Source organism: Pontibacter sp. CAU 1760 (assembly GCF_054482735.1).
The window spans coordinates 225,618-241,989 of record NZ_JBTLRL010000002.1; the positions used below are offsets into that span (position 1 = coordinate 225,618).

At 53.4% G+C, this 16,372-nt stretch carries 12 protein-coding genes and 1 pseudogene; 10 read left to right on the forward strand and 3 right to left on the reverse strand.

Features of this window, described 5'->3' with window-relative positions; genetic code table 11:
- The first annotated feature begins 313 nt into the window (after nucleotides 1-313).
- From ACXYMU_RS03455 to ACXYMU_RS03490, 8 genes are all read left to right on the forward strand, one after another.
- On the forward strand, nucleotides 314-1,675 hold the full coding sequence (locus ACXYMU_RS03455; RefSeq protein WP_458984955.1) for a vanadium-dependent haloperoxidase: 1,362 nt from the start codon (nucleotides 314-316) through the stop codon (nucleotides 1,673-1,675).
- 159 nt (nucleotides 1,676-1,834) lie between these two features.
- Complete coding sequence (locus ACXYMU_RS03460; RefSeq protein ID WP_458984956.1) at nucleotides 1,835-2,464, forward strand: DUF1684 domain-containing protein; 630 nt, start codon at nucleotides 1,835-1,837, stop codon at nucleotides 2,462-2,464.
- A gap of 136 nt (nucleotides 2,465-2,600) precedes the next feature.
- Nucleotides 2,601-5,021, forward strand: a complete 2,421-nt coding sequence (gene pheT / locus ACXYMU_RS03465) for a phenylalanine--tRNA ligase subunit beta (protein WP_458984957.1) — start codon at nucleotides 2,601-2,603, stop codon at nucleotides 5,019-5,021.
- A 7-nt stretch (nucleotides 5,022-5,028) separates the two neighbouring features.
- A complete protein-coding gene (locus tag ACXYMU_RS03470) occupies nucleotides 5,029-5,325 on the forward strand; it encodes a hypothetical protein (protein ID WP_458984958.1) in 297 nt (98 codons plus the stop codon).
- Between the two features lie 80 nt (nucleotides 5,326-5,405).
- Nucleotides 5,406-5,696, forward strand: a complete 291-nt coding sequence (locus ACXYMU_RS03475) for a cell division protein ZapA (RefSeq protein ID WP_458984959.1) — start codon at nucleotides 5,406-5,408, stop codon at nucleotides 5,694-5,696.
- A 107-nt stretch (nucleotides 5,697-5,803) separates the two neighbouring features.
- Nucleotides 5,804-7,402 (forward strand): ribonuclease Y, encoded by a 1,599-nt coding sequence (gene rny, locus ACXYMU_RS03480; RefSeq protein ID WP_458984960.1) that lies wholly within the window; start codon nucleotides 5,804-5,806, stop codon nucleotides 7,400-7,402.
- A gap of 188 nt (nucleotides 7,403-7,590) precedes the next feature.
- A complete protein-coding gene (proB, locus tag ACXYMU_RS03485) occupies nucleotides 7,591-8,694 on the forward strand; it encodes a glutamate 5-kinase (protein ID WP_458984961.1) in 1,104 nt (367 codons plus the stop codon).
- A 347-nt stretch (nucleotides 8,695-9,041) separates the two neighbouring features.
- Nucleotides 9,042-10,037: a LysR substrate-binding domain-containing protein gene (locus ACXYMU_RS03490; RefSeq protein WP_458984962.1), complete on the forward strand. Its 996-nt coding sequence runs from the start codon at nucleotides 9,042-9,044 to the stop codon at nucleotides 10,035-10,037.
- A gap of 57 nt (nucleotides 10,038-10,094) precedes the next feature.
- On the opposite strand, the gene ACXYMU_RS03495 is transcribed toward ACXYMU_RS03490, so the two are convergent.
- Both ACXYMU_RS03495 and sucD read right to left on the reverse strand, forming a co-directional pair.
- Nucleotides 10,095-11,486, reverse strand: coding sequence for a mercuric reductase (locus ACXYMU_RS03495; protein WP_458984963.1), 1,392 nt, complete (start codon nucleotides 11,484-11,486; stop codon nucleotides 10,095-10,097).
- 161 nt (nucleotides 11,487-11,647) lie between these two features.
- Nucleotides 11,648-12,538: a succinate--CoA ligase subunit alpha gene (sucD, locus tag ACXYMU_RS03500; RefSeq protein WP_458984964.1), complete on the reverse strand. Its 891-nt coding sequence runs from the start codon at nucleotides 12,536-12,538 to the stop codon at nucleotides 11,648-11,650.
- Nucleotides 12,539-12,849: 311 nt separating this feature from the next.
- Here sucD and ACXYMU_RS03505 point away from each other — a divergent pair.
- Together ACXYMU_RS03505 and ACXYMU_RS03510 are read left to right on the forward strand one after the other, a co-directional pair.
- Nucleotides 12,850-13,833 (forward strand): annotated as a pseudogene (locus ACXYMU_RS03505) (PLP-dependent cysteine synthase family protein); the annotation flags it as partial.
- 315 nt (nucleotides 13,834-14,148) lie between these two features.
- Complete coding sequence (locus tag ACXYMU_RS03510; protein WP_458984965.1) at nucleotides 14,149-14,604, forward strand: response regulator; 456 nt, start codon at nucleotides 14,149-14,151, stop codon at nucleotides 14,602-14,604.
- Nucleotides 14,605-14,685: 81 nt separating this feature from the next.
- Here the strand turns inward: ACXYMU_RS03510 and ade are convergent, their stop codons facing one another.
- Nucleotides 14,686-16,320, reverse strand: coding sequence for an adenine deaminase (gene ade, locus ACXYMU_RS03515; protein ID WP_458984966.1), 1,635 nt, complete (start codon nucleotides 16,318-16,320; stop codon nucleotides 14,686-14,688).
- Nucleotides 16,321-16,372 lie beyond the last annotated feature (52 nt).

Here is a 16,372-nt window from a genome sequence, read left to right on the forward strand (position 1 = left end):
TACAAAGGATAAACTTGGTTGCGGCGGTACTATATTTAGGCGGATTTGACATTTCTGGCCCCCGGATGGAATTTAGAGCGGCCTATGCAGTGTTTAGGTGATTAGTGCGCTTTTAAGTTGCAAAGCAATGGTTTTGGCAGCAGGCAGGTGCGCAAATTATGATTAAAATTTGCACAAGTTTGCGCAAGTTCAGGAATTTTCTAAAATTAGAAGCCAGGAGCTAATTAAACGACACCGCATGAATTGGCTTTACGCATTTGTACATGCGGCACATCACATAAAGAAAGAATGTTTATCGAAAGTAGTTTAACTCATGCTTAAATCAGTTTTTTACGTCACCTTCTTTCTTAGTCTGGTCGGGTTTAGCGCTTGCAAGCAGGTCACCCCGGAAGAGTATAACCTGCAGGCATCCGACCCTAAGATCTTTCATGACGCCTCTGAGCAGCTGACGCAGTATATCATTCATGATATCTTCAAGCCTCCGGTAGCCAGCCGCATCTACGCCTATACCAACCTGGCCGCCTACGAGACGTTACGGCAGCAGCACCCAGAGCACGAAACAATGGCCGGGAAACTGAACGGCTTTAACCAGGTGCCCGCGCCTGCCGAGGGAGTGGAGTACTGCTTCCCGCTAGCCAGCGTGGCCTCTTACACGGAAGTAGGCAAGGCATTGATCGTGTCGGCTATCGAGATGGAGGATTACCAGAAAAAGGTATACCAGCAATATGCCCAGATGGGGATTCCGGAGGAAGTGCGGGAACGCTCTATTGCCTATGGCCAGGAAGTGGCGAAGCACGTGCTGGCTTATGCCGGTGCCGACAATTATAAAGAAACAAGGGCGCTGATGCGTTATACCTTCACCGACGAGCCGGGCTCTTACCAGCCGACACCGCCAAACTACGCCTCTGCCTGCGAGCCCCAATGGAACGCTATTCGGGTGCTTACCCTGGATTCCTGCAACCAGTTCACGCCAAAGCCCGCTGCCAAATACAGCCTCGACCCAAAAAGCGACTTCTATAAGATGGTGCAGCAGGTCTATGATTTCTCGCAAAACATGACGCAGGAGCAAAAGGAGATCGCCTACTTCTGGGACGACAACGCTGTGGTGACGAACGTGAAAGGCCATGTGTCTTACATGGACAAGAAAATGACGCCTCCGGGACACTGGCTGGCCATTGTGCAGACGCTGGCAAAAAAGCAGGACCTCGACCTAATGAAGGCCGTGCAGGCCTATACCTTTACTTCCATCGCCCTTTACGATGGCTTTATCGCCTGCTGGGATGAGAAATACCGCAGTGCCCGCGTCCGTCCGGTGACCGTTATCAACGAGCACATCGACCCGGACTGGCAGCCTTTCCTCGAGACGCCTCCATTCCCGGAGTATGTGAGCGGGCATAGCGCTATTTCGGCTGCGGCCGGCACCGTGCTGATTCACCTGTTTGGCGAGAATGTTGCCTTCACTGACTCTACGGAGTATGCCTACGGCCACGGGGTGCGTTCTTTTAAATCCATCAAGGATGCTTACATGGAAACCTCTATCAGCCGCGTGTATGGGGGGATTCACTACTGGGACGGCTCTTTTGAGGGGACTGCCCAGGGCGAGCAGGTAGGTGAGTGGGTATGGTCTAAGATAGGAAAGGACAGTAAGAAGGCCGCCGCCGTAGCCCAGAAGTAACTTTTAAGAGACGATTGATTTACTCCTGAAGCTGAAGCCACCCAGAGATTGGGTGGCTTCGGCTTTTCTGCGCATGGCGATGTACGCCTAGGGGTATAAATTTTCCGCAGCGGCCTCCCCGAAAATTTACGACCTTTGCCTAAACGACTATCTGAACCTATGCAACGACCACTTCGGCTGATCATATTTGCAGGCATCGCGCTGGTGCTTTTCTACTTCGTGAACGAGACGTTCTTTAACGACGACAACTACATCAAGCCCCTGCAGCAGGAGCGCGAGCAGAAAGACCTTTCTTTCCGGAGCCGTGCCAACAGCCCCTTCCCGGACGAGGAGCGCCGAACCTTCAAGAACCTCGTGTACTTTGAGCCGAGCCTGGACTACCGCATCACCGCAACACTGGAAAAGCCGCAGCAGCAGGACACCTTGCAAATACCCCTTACCGACGGCACCACCGAGGCCTACCTGCGCTACGCCATTGCCAAGTTTAACCTGGAAGGCCAGCCACAGCAGCTAACCCTGTATAAGAAAGTGAAACAGGAGGCCGATGAGGAAGAGCAGCTGTTTCTGCCCTTCACCGACAAAACCAACGGCTTCGAGACGTATGGCGGTGGCCGCTACCTGGATATCCCGTTTGAGCAGGGCGCTGAAACGGTGGTGCTGGACTTTAACCGCGCCTATAGCCCTTACTGCGCCTTCAACCCGGATTATGTTTGCCCGGTGCCGCCGAAAGCCAACCATCTGAAGGTGGCCATACCGGCAGGCGAGAAGGCCTATGAGGGGACGCATTAAGCAGCCCCAGTCCCATACCTATTGCCACAGGCTTTTAATTCGGAGTTCTTAATTCGTAATTAGAAGAAGTATCCTTAATTTTGAACAATGTAGCCTCCCGGTGTGGGGGCTTTAGTTTTAAAGCGACATAAACGATATGCTGATTTCATTCGACTGGCTGAAACAACTGATTCAAATAGATAAGAACGTAGAAGAGGTGGGTGCTTTACTGACGGGCGCAGGCCTGGAGGTGGAGGGAATCGAGACTTTTGACTTGGTGCAGGGCGGCCTGGAGGGCATCGTGCTGGGCGAAGTCCTGACCTGCGAGCGCCACCCTGATGCGGACCGTCTGAACATCACGACCGTGGATATCGGCACGGGTACTCCAAGCCAGATTGTGTGCGGGGCGCCCAACGTGGCTGCCGGCCAGCGGGTGGTGGTGGCCACTGTCAACAGCACGTTATACCCCACCGGCGGCGAAGCCTTCAAGATCAAGAAGTCCAAGATCCGGGGCGCTGCGTCGGAGGGTATGATCTGTGCCGAGGATGAGATTGGGATTGGGCAGTCGCATGCCGGCATCATGGTGCTCGACACAGACCTGCCAAACGGCACGCCTGCCGCCGAGTTCTTTGGTCTGGGCTCTGATAAAGTATTTGAGATTGGCCTGACGCCGAACCGTGCTGATGCCGCCTCGCATTACGGTGTGGCCCGCGACCTGCAGGCCCTGACCAATGCCAAAGCCGTACTGCCTTCCGTTGCCGATTTCAAGGTAAGCAATACCTCCCGCCCGATTGCGGTGGAGATAGAGAACACCGAGGCATGCCCACGCTATGCCGGCGTAACGGTTTCCGGGCTGAAGGTAGGCCCGTCGCCGGAGTGGATGCAGAAACGCCTGCGCGCTATTGGCCTCTCTCCGATCAACAACGTGGTAGATGTAACTAACTATGTGCTGCATGAGTTGGGGCAGCCGCTGCACGCGTTCGATGCCGACAAGATCCGCGGTAATAAGATCGTGGTGAAGACAGCAGCAGAGAATGCGTTGTTCAAAACGCTTGACAGTGTGGAGCGCAAGCTGCAGGCCACCGACCTGATGATCTGCGATGCGGAAGGACCGATGGCCATTGGCGGGGTGTTTGGCGGCGAGGAGTCAGGCGTGTCCGACGAAACGACCAGCATCTTCATCGAGAGTGCTTATTTCTCTCCGGCCTGGGTACGCCGCACTGGCACCGCCCACGGCCTGAAGACCGATGCCTCTTTCCGGTTTGAGCGTGGCACAGACCCGAACATGGTGCTGACGGCCCTGAAGCGCGCTGCTTTGCTGGTGCAGGAAGTGGCCGGCGGGGAGGTGTCCTCTGAGATTGTGGATATTTACCCGGCTCCAGTGCAAAACCACCAGGTGGACCTAAGCATTGCCCATGCGCATACCCTGATCGGGCAGCACATCGGTGCCGAGCGCATCAAAACCATCCTGACGGATCTGGGTATCGAGGTAACCAATGACACAGGCACGCACCTGCAACTGTCTGTGCCGCCATATAAGGTGGACGTGACACGCGAGGCCGATGTGGTGGAGGAGATTCTGCGCATCTACGGCTTCAACAACATCGAGATGAGCGAGAGCCTCTCGACAACTTACCTGGCGAAGTTCCCGCGGCCTTACGCCGAGAACGTAACCGAGGCGATCTCGAATTATATTGCCGACAACGGCTTCCACGAGATCATCACCAATTCCATCACCAACTCCAACTATTATACCCCTGTCGGTGAGGCGGAGGTGGCCAGTCTGGTAAGGGTGGTGAACTATAACTCCGAGGACCTGGACGTGTTGCGCAAGAGCATGGTGTTTTCCGGACTGGAAGTGCTGCGCCGCAACATCAATCGCCGCCAGCGCGACCTGAAGCTGTTTGAGCTGGGCAAGGTATACGAAAGGCTGGAGGACGGCAGCACCAAGGAAAGCCGCAAACTGGCCCTTTACATGGCCGGTAACGTAACAGCGGAGAGTTGGAAGCAGCCAAGCAACAAATCCACGTTCCATGACCTGGCAAGCGTGGTGCAGAACGTGCTGCGCAAGCTGAACGCAGGAGACTTTGAGGTGCAGCCGCTACAGCCTGGCCCGTATTTGCGGCAAGGGGTGGCTTACGTAAAGAACGGCACCGTGGTGGGCCAACTCGGACCGCTGGATGCCGCCCTGGCCCGCTTCATGGAAGTGAAAGAGCAGGTATGGTATGCCGAACTGAACTGGGATTACCTGCTGAAGAAGTACAAAGACAACCTGGTGGCCGGGGAACTCCCTAAATTCCCGGAAGTTCGCCGCGACCTGTCGTTAGTGCTGGATAAAAATGTTACCTTCGATCAGGTGCGGCACATGGCCTTCCGGACAGAGCGCAAGCTGCTGCAGGAGGTGAACGTGTTCGACGTGTATGAGGGCGACAAGATTGAGGCGGGAAAGAAGGCTTACGCCATCAGCTTCACACTGCAGGACAAGCAGCAGACCCTGACCGACAAGGTGATTGAAAGCACGATGAGCCGTCTGATGCAGCAATTTGAGAAACAACTAGGAGCCTTTATCCGCAAATAGGACTGTTATGGCAAAGGAAAAACAGGTACAGCAACTCCGGCACATCGAGGACAAAGTGCGCAAGCTCGTGACACGGTACACGGAGCTGCAACAGAAACTGGTCCAGGCCCAGGAAGAAATAAAGTTTCTGGAAGGGCTAGTGGAAGAGAAGGATGAGCAAATAAAAAATTTTAAAAATCAGGAGAATATCGTTAAAATTGTAGACACGATAGCAGGAAACCCTGCGAATTCGACGGAGTTAAAGCTTAAGCTAAACGAATATATCAGAGAAATTGATAAGTGTATCGCTTATCTACAGGACTAAAGATCAGCATGTAAAGAGCGCCGCGAGGCCCTCTCGCTATGAAAGCACCTGAGTAAGCATAACCCTTAAAAACGCAACGGATGGGTGAATTAGCCATTAAGATTCGCATCGCGGAACGCGAGTATCCGATGCGGGTAAAGGAAGAGGAAGAAGAAAGAATACGTGTTGTCGGAAAGATTCTGAATGAGCGCCTGCGTTATTTCAAGGATCAGTTCGGGTTACAGGACAAGCAGGACCTGCTGGCCATGGTAGCCTTCGAGACGATGGTGGACAAGGTAAAACTGGAGGAGGAGAAAGACTCCCTCAGCACCGACATCACCCAGCAACTCACGGTTCTGGAGGACCTCTTATCAACCACAAACCTGAAGTAGAAACCAGCTTTACTGGTTGTACTCGCAGTTTTCGTAAGGCATCAAGCCAAACCTGTCTTTTTGCAGGCACTGCTATGTGTTTTTATTCATCATAAAAGCTAATAGTTATGCCCGATATCTTATCTATTTTAATAACTGCCGTTGTCGCGCTCGGAGTGGGCGTGTTCATAGGGCGCTCGCTGTTGCAGAAAATGTACAAGCAGCAGGAGGAAGACGCGCGCCAGCGTGCTAAAAGCATTGTGCGCGAGGCGGAAATAAACGCCGAGAGCATCAAGAAAGACCGCATCCTGGAAGCCAAGGAGAAATACCTGAAGCTGAAGTCTGATTTCGATGAGGAGATGAACAAGAAGAAAAGCATCATCATCCAAAACGAAAACAAGGTGAAGCAGCGCGAGCAGCAAGCCAACAAGCAGATTGAGCAGGCCAAGCGCCTGGAGGCCGATCTGCAGAAGGAAAAGGATGGCCTGGCCGCCCAGTTCGACAAAGAGAAAGACCAGTTGCACGTGCAGCAGGAACAGCTGAAAAGGCGCCGGGAAGAAGTTGAGGCCAAGCACAACGAGATTGTAGGCCAGTTGGAGAAGATTGCCGGGCTAACCGCCTCTGAGGCGCGCGAGCAGCTGGTAGAAGCCCTGAAGAGCGAGGCGCAGACACAGGCGTCTTCGCATGTGAAGGACATTGTGGCGCAAGCCAAACTCACGGCTACCAAGGAAGCCAAGAAGATTGTGATCGAGACCATACAGCGCACTGCTGCGGAACATGCCATCGAGAACTGCGTGTCGGTGTTCAACATCGAGAGCGACGACATCAAAGGTAAGATTATTGGCCGTGAAGGCCGTAACATCCGTGCACTCGAAGCCGCTACGGGTGTGGAGATCATCGTGGACGATACCCCGGAAGCCATCATTATCTCTGGTTTTGACCCGGTTCGCCGCGAGATTGCAAGGCTTTCACTGCACCGCCTGGTAGCCGACGGACGTATCCACCCGGCCCGCATTGAAGAGGTGGTTTCGAAAACCCGCAAGAACATTGAGGAGGAGATCGTGGAGATCGGGGAGCGCACTGCCATTGACCTGGGTATCCACGGTTTGCATCCGGAGTTGATTAAGATGGTGGGCCGCATGCGTTTCCGCTCGTCTTACGGACAGAACCTGCTGCAGCACTCCCGCGAGGTAGCGAACCTTTGCGCCACCATGGCCGCAGAGCTTGGCCTGAACGTGAAGCACGCCAAACGCGCCGGTCTGTTGCACGATATTGGAAAGGTAACGCCAGACGAGCCGGAATTGCCGCACGCGATCATCGGTATGGAGCTTGCCAAGAAGTATAAGGAGCATCCGGACGTGTGCAACGCCATCGGTGCCCACCACGATGAGGTGGAGATGACAGCGATGGTATCGCCACTGGTGCAGGCCTGCGACGCTATTTCAGGTTCCAGACCAGGCGCCCGCCGCGAGATCATGGAGTCATACATCAAGCGCTTGAAGGAGCTGGAGGAAACAGCCGTCTCGTTTGAAGGTGTAAACCAGTGCTACGCCATCCAGGCTGGCCGCGAGCTGCGCGTGATGGTGGATGCCGACAACGTATCCGACGAAAAAGCATCGCAGCTGTCGTATGACATCTCGCAGAAAATAGAGAAGGAGATGCAGTACCCGGGCCAGATCAAGATCACCGTGATCCGGGAGATGCGCGCCATCAGCTACGCCAAGTAACAACTGGTATATAAATTAAGGTGAAGCCGCCTGCTGCGTTTGTGGCAGGCGGCTTTTTTATACCCCCCTTCCTAAGCTGAGGCTACGTGCCATCGGCTTGCTTTATACCTGATCAAAATTGCACCTGCATGTGCTGCTGTTTTAAGGTTTTAGCTTTAACTTGTAATGCATTAACAAATTGATAGTTTATGGCCTTAAACTATAAGAAAATAGTAATTAAGATCGGCTCTAACGTGCTTACGCTGGATAATGGCATGCCTGACCTTGCCCGGATAAAGCACCTGGTAGACCAGATGGCGGAGATCAAACGGCAAGGCAGGGAAGTAATCCTGGTATCGTCGGGGGCGGTGGCTTCGGGGAGGAGTATGGTGCGTGTGTCTGAGAAGGCGGACGCTGTGGCAAGCCGGCAACTGCTGGCCGCGGTAGGGCAAGTGAAGCTGATCAACACCTACTCAGAGTTGTTTGCCAAGCATGACCTGACCTGCGCGCAAGTACTGGTTACGAAAGAGGATTTCCGTGACCGACTGCACTACCAGAACATGAAAAACTGCTTCCGGATACTCTTGCAGCACGACATCATCCCGGTGATTAATGAAAATGATGTGGTATCGGTTACCGAGTTGATGTTTACGGACAACGACGAACTGGCCGGCCTGGTGGCCTCGATGCTGGATGCGGATGCCCTGTTGATTCTCTCGAATGTAGACGGCATTTACAACGGCAACCCGAAAGACGAAGGCACCGAGGTGATTCAGGAGATAGACCACAATGCAACCGGCCTGGCTTCCTTCATCAGCACCCAGCGCTCGCAGTTTGGCCGTGGCGGCATGTTGACTAAAAGCCATATGGCCCGTCGGGTGGCGCAACTGGGCATTGCCGTGCACATTGCCAACGGCAAAACGGAGAATATTCTTTTGAAGCTGCTGGATAGCACAGTGGTGAACACCCGCTTTATACCCAAGCAGGCGGCTTCCGGTAAAAAGAAGTGGCTGGCGCACAACGAGAATTACGCCAAGGGCATCGTCCGGATAAACCAGGGGGCCCGGGAGGCGCTCTATTCTTCTAAGGCGGTAAGTGTGCTGCCGGTAGGGGTGACCGGTGTGAGCGGCGAATTTTTGAAAGGCGATGTGGTGAAACTGCTGGATGAAGCCGGTGAGTTGCTGGGGCTTGGCATTGCAGAGTATGGGGCTGATAAAGCGCAGGAGCGCATCGGGCAGAAGAAGCAGCGCCCTCTGGTGCATTACGACTACTTGTTCCTATACCCTGAGCCCGCTAAAACCACTGCAAACTAACTGAGGCACGGGAATAGGCTAAAAAAGTGCCTGCGGAAACCACAGGCACTTAAAAATATACATAGTTGCATTATACTCGCGCTGTTTTAACTCCGGAAGGCCCTCAGCACTCAAAGCGGTTTGTCGTTATGCAGCAGCTGAGTAGGCCCAATGTGTTCTCGTTCCTGCCTCGGCGGTGATGAGGCAGATCTCGCATACCCCCAGCAGTAGCGGGCTTAGAGTCTGGTGTGTGCTCCGCATTGCCATCTGTCATTCGTCAATTTCCTTGTCACAAAGATTCAAATCCAAGGATGATAAATCAAATTGATTAAAACTATACCGCTATACCTAAAATCTATTTTGTAGCTTTGGATGGACAGGAAAACTCTCTGACCGCTCACCCCTACGACCCGACACACATGACCCTTGTACAGCTAGAATACTTGGTGGCCGTCGATACGTTCCGCCATTTTGCCATGGCCGCGGAACACTGCTCTGTCACGCAGCCTACCCTGAGCATGCAGTTGCAAAAGCTGGAGGAAGAGATAGGTGTGCAGCTATTCGACAGGAGCCGGGTGCCCGTGCGTCCTACCGAGATCGGCAAGGAGATAATTGCCCAGGCGCGTGTGGTGTTAACTGAGGCCAAGAAAGTGCACGAGATCATTCAGGACCAAAAGCAGGAACTGAACGGCGAACTGCGCATTGGCGTAATCCCGACTTTGGCACCTTACCTGATTCCGCTGTTCATTACCAGTTTCATGGAGAAGCACCCGGAGGTGCATGTGGTGGTGCAGGAGTTGATGACCGATGAGATAGTAGAACGCCTGAACCACGAGTTGCTGGATGTAGGGTTGCTGGTAACGCCGCTCGAGAACAAGACCATCAAGGAAATACCGCTTTTTTACGAAGCCTTCGTGGCCTACGTCAACCCAGCGCATATGCTGGCAAAGACAGCCGCCATTAACCCTGCCCAACTGGACCTGAAGGAGCTTTGGGTGCTCAACGAAGGGCACTGTTTCAGGAGCCAGGTGCTCAATATTTGTAACCGGGGCAGCTTAAGCAGCTCAGAAAGTAAAGGGCACCTCGATTACAAGAGCGGATCCCTGGAAACGCTAAAGCGCATCGTGGAAACCCAGTATGGCCTGACGCTGCTGCCGGAACTGTCTGTGCAGGAACTGCCCGCGGAGAAGCAACAGTTGGTGCACCTGTTTGAGGAGCCGCAACCCATGCGTGAGGTCAGCCTGGCTGTGCATCGAAGCTTCCTGAAAAAGAAGTTGGTGGAGGCGCTGCGGCGTGAAATCGTACAGGCCATACCCCCAAGTATCCGCGACCGTAAAAAAGAGCACATCGTGTCGCTGAGATAGACCCGCGGTACCAGGATTTCATCTCCCTTCGACCCAGCTATCAAATGGAGCTATACCTCAGCTGTCCAGTTTCATGAACAGGTTATTCAGCGACTCCAGGTAAGTTGGGTGCGCAAATACGCCTTCTTTTAGTTGCTTGTAAGTTAAGTTGCCCATCATAGCCAGCTGCACAGCGGTCATGAGTTCGCCGCCTTCCTCGGCTAGCATGGCCGCGCCCAGAATTTTACCGCTTTCTGTAGCGACCAGCACTTTCAGGAAGCCCTGAGTATGGCCGGTTTCCTTGCCCCGGGCAACTTTGGACATCGGCAGCTTGGCCACCCGATAGGAAATGTTTTGCGCCTTCGCCTCCTTCTCTGATAGCCCCACGCGGCCCAGTTGTGGCTCCGTAAAAACGCAATAGGGTACAGGGCGCTCGTCGGTGGAGCGGTGCTTGTCGTGGAGCAGGCTGTCGCGGAGAATGCGGTAGTCGTCGTAGGAGATGTGCGTGAATTGCGGCCCGCCTTTCACATCGCCGATGGCGTATACCCCTTCTACAGAAGTTTGGAGGTGCTTGTCGGTTTTGATGTTTCCCTTTTCATCCGTTTCGATACCGGCTTTATCAAAATTCAGGTCTGCGGTGCTGGCCTGCACCCCAACCGCGAGCAGCAGGTGTGTACCTTTTATTTCTTCGCTGGCGCCGTCGGCGATTTTAACAGTAAGCACAATGCCCCCTTCTTGCTTCACCTCCTGCGGTTCTGCTTTAAGCAGCACCCGGATCCCATCCTCCTCCAGTATTTGCTTTAACTCATCGGCTACGTCGGCATCCTCGCGGCCCATCAACTGCTCGCCGCGCTGCACCAGCGTTACTTGGCTGCCAAACCTCCGGAACATCTGCCCGAATTCCAGCCCGATATAGCCTCCGCCAATCACCAGCAAATGCTCCGGCACTTCCGTCAGGTTCTGGATGGTTTTGTAGTTCAGGAAATCTACTTCATTTAGCCCGCTTATATCGGGTACAATTGGCGTGGTGCCGGTGTTGATGATGATTTTGTCGGCGGTTAGGGTTTGGGTGCTGCCGTCTGTCGCCTTCAATTGCAGCTTCTTTTGGTCGAGGAAGGAAGCCGTGCCGCGAAGCAGCGCGACCTGGGAGTTTTCCAGGCTTTTCTCGATGCCTTCCCTGGATTGTTGCACCAGGCCGTCGCGTCGTTGCTTCACCTTTTGCAGGTTCACCTGCACTTCCGATACTTCCACACCGTAGTCACCTGCCCGGCGGGCGGTATGAGCGGCATGGGCACTGGCGATGAGGGTTTTGGTAGGCGTGCAGCCATAGTTCACGCAGGAACCGCCCACGTGCTCCCGCTCAATTAGCGCCACTTTCTGGCCTGCTGCGGCCAGGTCTTTGGCAAGCGGTATGCCGCCTTGCCCTGCGCCGATGATGATACTGTCGAAATGCTGCGGTTGCTGCGCCATAGTTGCGTTGTTTGCTGCGGTGAAGGTATGAACGTACTCATGCAGAACGGCGATATCTTGCGACGGTTACAGAAAGCAGGGGAGGCAAAAAGAAAAGGCTACCCCGAAGAGTAGCCTTTTCTAAAGCATGAGCAAGAATGCCTATGCGTATGGTATAGCAATTACGCGTTGATACCTGCTTCCTGCAGTGCCTTTACCATCTCGTCGCCGATCTCGGCTGGAGACTCCACTACACGGATTCCGTTTTCACGCATGATCTTCATCTTTGCAGCAGCCGTGTCGTCAGCGCCACCTACAATCGCACCGGCGTGGCCCATACGGCGACCTGCCGGAGCTGTCTGGCCCGCAATGAAACCCACAACAGGCTTCTTGTTGCCAGACTCGCTGATGTACTGCGCAGCCATCGCCTCGTAGTTACCACCGATCTCACCGATCATCACGATCGCATCCGTCTCAGGGTCTTCCATCAACAGCTGCACCGCGTCTTTCGTTGGCGTGCCGATGATCGGGTCGCCACCGATACCGATAGCCGTAGAGATACCCAAACCAGCCTTTACGATCTGGTCAGCAGCCTCATACGTTAAGGTACCAGACTTAGACACGATACCGATGCGGCCTGGCTTGAACACGAAACCTGGCATGATACCAACTTTCGCCTCGCCGGGTGTGATAACACCCGGGCAGTTTGGCCCGATCAGGGTGATGTCTTTTCCTTTCAGGTAGTTTTTAGCGGCAACCATGTCCTTCACCGGGATGCCTTCTGTAATCGCCACAATCACTTTGATACCAGCGTCAGCAGCTTCCATGATCGCGTCAGCGGCGAAAGCCGGCGGCACGAAGATGATAGACACGTCAGCGCCTGTTCTCTTAACTGCCTCCTCCACGGTGTTGTACACAGGCAGGTCGAGATGGTTGGCACCACCTTTGCCTGGTGTAACGCCACCCACCACGTTTGTGCCGTACTCAATCATCTGAGATGCGTGGAATGAACCCTCTGAGCCAGTGAAGCCCTGCACGATCACTTTAGAATCTTTATTTACTAAAACACTCATGTGTATCTTGTTTAGTTTGTGTATTGACGGTCGAACTATAAGCTAGTGCAAAAATAGGCTTTTTTATGGCCAGTGCAAAAAATAGTTAACCCTAATACATAGGTTGCCCGCGTGCCTTGCCGGAACGACTTTTGCCTGTTATGCTGTTCTTTAGGGGGTATGGCCCAATGCGCGGCGCGGCGGCTACCCCCTCTTAATCCGAAGGATGCGCTGGCAGTTGCCCGGATAAGGACAGATCTGGCCGGAAGGGCGGCTCAGCGGCTAAATCATTTAAATTCTTACCTTTGCACCGAAACCCAAAACCAAACCAGATGAAGTATCTGAACCATATAACCGAGGCAATCGGTAACACCCCGCTAGTGAAGCTCAACAACGTAACGGATGGCGTAAAAGCGACGATCCTGGCCAAAGTAGAGTACCTTAACCCGGGCAACTCGATCAAAGACCGCATGGCTGTTAAGATGATTGAGGATGCCGAGGCCGCCGGTATACTAAAGCCGGGCGGCACGATCATCGAAGGAACCTCCGGCAACACCGGTATGGGCCTGGCCCTCACAGCCATTGCCAAAGGGTATAAGTGCATCTTCACAATGTCGGATAAGCAGAGCCAGGAGAAGATTGACATCCTGAAGGCCGTAGGCGCTGAGGTGCAGGTATGCCCGACCAATGTGCCCCCGGAGCATCCGGACTCTTATTATTCTGTCGCAAAGCGCCTGAACCAGGAAATCCCGAACTCGTTTTACCCCAACCAGTACGACAACACCTCTAACACGCAGGCGCACTACGAGTCTACCGGCCCCGAGATCTGGGAGCAGACCGATGGCACGATCACGCATTTCGTGACAGGCGTAGGCACAGGTGGCACGGTGTCAGGCACTTCCAAATACCTGAAAGAGCAAAACCCGGATATCATCACCGTGGGTGTGGATACGTATGGCTCCGTTTTCAAGAAATATAAGGAAACAGGAATATTTGACGAGAAGGAGATCTACCCGTATGCCACGGAAGGCATCGGCGAAGATATCCTGCCAAAGAACGTAAACTTTGATCTGATCGATACTTTTATCAAAGTAACCGACAAAGACGGCGCTTTGATGACAAGAAGGCTGGCCAAAGAAGAAGGACTTTTTGTGGGTTGGTCTTGTGGCTCGGCCGTGCACGGCGCACTGGAGTATGCCCGCGAAAACAACTTAACGGCGGATGATGTGATGGTGGTGATTCTGCCTGACCATGGTTCGCGTTACCTTGCCAAGCTGTATAACGACGACTGGATGCGCGCACAGGGCTATTTAGACTAGAATTGCAGTTGTAACACTTAAATTATGATAAATCCCGGGCCTCGTTTGGTCCGGGATTTTGTTACTCCTTTCCGTAGTGCAGCAGTACTAAGCCACCCGCGCAAGAACTGCAAATTATTTATATTCAACTTTTCATATATACTTTTTTGATATAAATAATAATCCTATTATTGAATAAGATTCAATACATTTGTTTCCGCATTAGATAAATCATGCCTGGAGCTTACATAATCTGGGTTTTGTAATTGATTTAAAATGAGTGTGAAAACATTTGTTCCCTTTTGCTGTTACCTCGTATTTAATTAGAATTATTTGAGTTTAGATTTAAAAATGAAGAAGCTGTCAGGTGTCCTCCTTATTGACGACGACGATACTACCAATTTCCTGAACCAGCGCCTGCTTGATCGGATGAATGTGACCAGCCACATCCGTACATTCGTTAACGGTAAGCAAGCGTTTGATTACTTGTATAATGTTAGCAATAACCATTACGAGCCAGAAAACAAGGACTATTTCAAGCCAGAGCTTATTTTCCTGGACATCAACATGCCCGTAATGGATGGGTTCGAGATGCTGGACCTGTATGAGCGCCTGAACGCTGATTTCCGGAAGAACATCACCATGGCGGTGCTAACCACCTCCACGCACCCCCAGGATACCACTAACTCGCAAAAGTATAAAGCGCAGTACCTGACCAAGCCACTGACAGTCGAGAAAGTGAACGCGCTGCTCGAGAAGCACTATGCCGACCTGGAAGAAGAAAACTAAACGACAAGCTATACTTATTTAGAAAGGGCCTTGCAATGTACTTGCAAGGCCCTTTTGTGTTTTTCCGGAAGAAAAGCCTGTTTATTCGGCCACTGGCACAAACGCAAACTTGTCGCCGTTAAACAAGCCCTTATCGCTTAGTTTGAGGGATGGGATCACGAGCAGGGCCATGAAAGAGAGCGTCATGAAAGGCGACTGCAGTTTGCTGCCCATGTCCTTGCTCATCCGGTCGATGGCTGAGTAGAGTCCGGCAACCTTATACCCATCCTCAGCCGACATGATGCCCGCCACGGGCAGGGGCAACAGCAGCTCTTTGCCTAGCCCAACCGCAGCCACGCCACCTTTTGCCTCGATGATCAGGTTAACGGCCCGGGCGATGCTCTCGTCGTCCACCCCCACCGCAATGATGTTGTGGGAGTCGTGGCCCACCGAAGAGGCAATAGCGCCTTCCTGCAAACCGATGTGCTTGATAAAGGCCACCGCCGGCAGCGTGTTCTCATAGCGGTTGACTACTGCCAGTTTCAGCACGTCCTGCGCTACATCTGCTTCGATAAACCCATTAGCTATGTTAGCGTCTGCCCATACCTCTTTGGTGATCAGCTGGCCGTCGAATGCCTCAATGACGCGGATCCGGGTGGTATCGGCCGCGGCTACTTTAAACTGTTCGGGTGCCTTGGCGTCGGTATCGAAGTTATTGATGATCTCGCTCTCTGTGAAGGCGATGTTCGACTTGCCCTTCTCGGCTACCAGCTGTCCGTTAATGTAAGTGGCCTGCACGTTAAAGTCGTCGAGGTTGTCAACCAGTATAAAATCAGCGGGGTCGCCTTCACGCAGCAGGCCTACTTCCAGTTTATAATGCTCTACGGGGTTCACGCAGGCCGCCTGCAGCACATGGAACAGGTCGTTGCCCTTGGCCAGTGCGCGCTTTACCAGCAGGTTAATGTGGCCTTCCACCAGGTTGTCGGGGTGCTTGTCGTCGGAGCAGAACATGAGGTTGCAGTAATGCTGCGGCAGTAACGGAATCAGGGCCTCGAAGTTCTTGGCGGCACTTCCTTCGCGAATCAGGATTTTCATACCCACAGCCAGTTTGTCCTCAGCTTCTTCGGCTGTAAAGCACTCGTGGTCGGTAGTGATGCCGGCGGCGGCATACTGCCTGGCCTGCTCGCCGCGCAGGCCGGGGGCGTGCCCATCCACTGCTTTGCCGTACTTCCTGGCCAGTTCGATCTTCTCCATCACCTGCGGATCGCGGTGCAGGGTGCCGGGCCAGTTCATCATCTCGGCCAGGTACTTGATCTCCTCGCGCTGGAAAAGCTTTTCGATGTCGGCCGCCGTGATCTCGGCACCGGCAGTCTCAAAAGGGGTGGCCGGCACACAGGAAGGCGCCCCGAAATAGAATTTGAACGGTACCTTTTTGCCGTTCTCCACCATATACTCGACACCCTCCAAACCGAGCACGTTGCCAATCTCGTGTGGGTCGGATACAGTGGCCACAGTGCCGTGCGGCACCGCCAAGCGGGCGAACTCGCAGGGCACCAGCATGGAGCTTTCTACGTGCACATGGGCATCTACGAAGCCAGGCAGGATGTATTGAGAGGCTCTGGTGGCTTCACGAACTATTTTAGAAATGTGTCCGTTTGTCACATGAACGGTTCCGGGGTATATCTCCTGGCTGTGCAGGTCAACGATGCGCCCGCTGAGCGTAAAATCTATCGGCATGGGTACAGGTAAGTTGGTCTGATAATTGCCTTTTTCAAGGCGGAAAACGGTA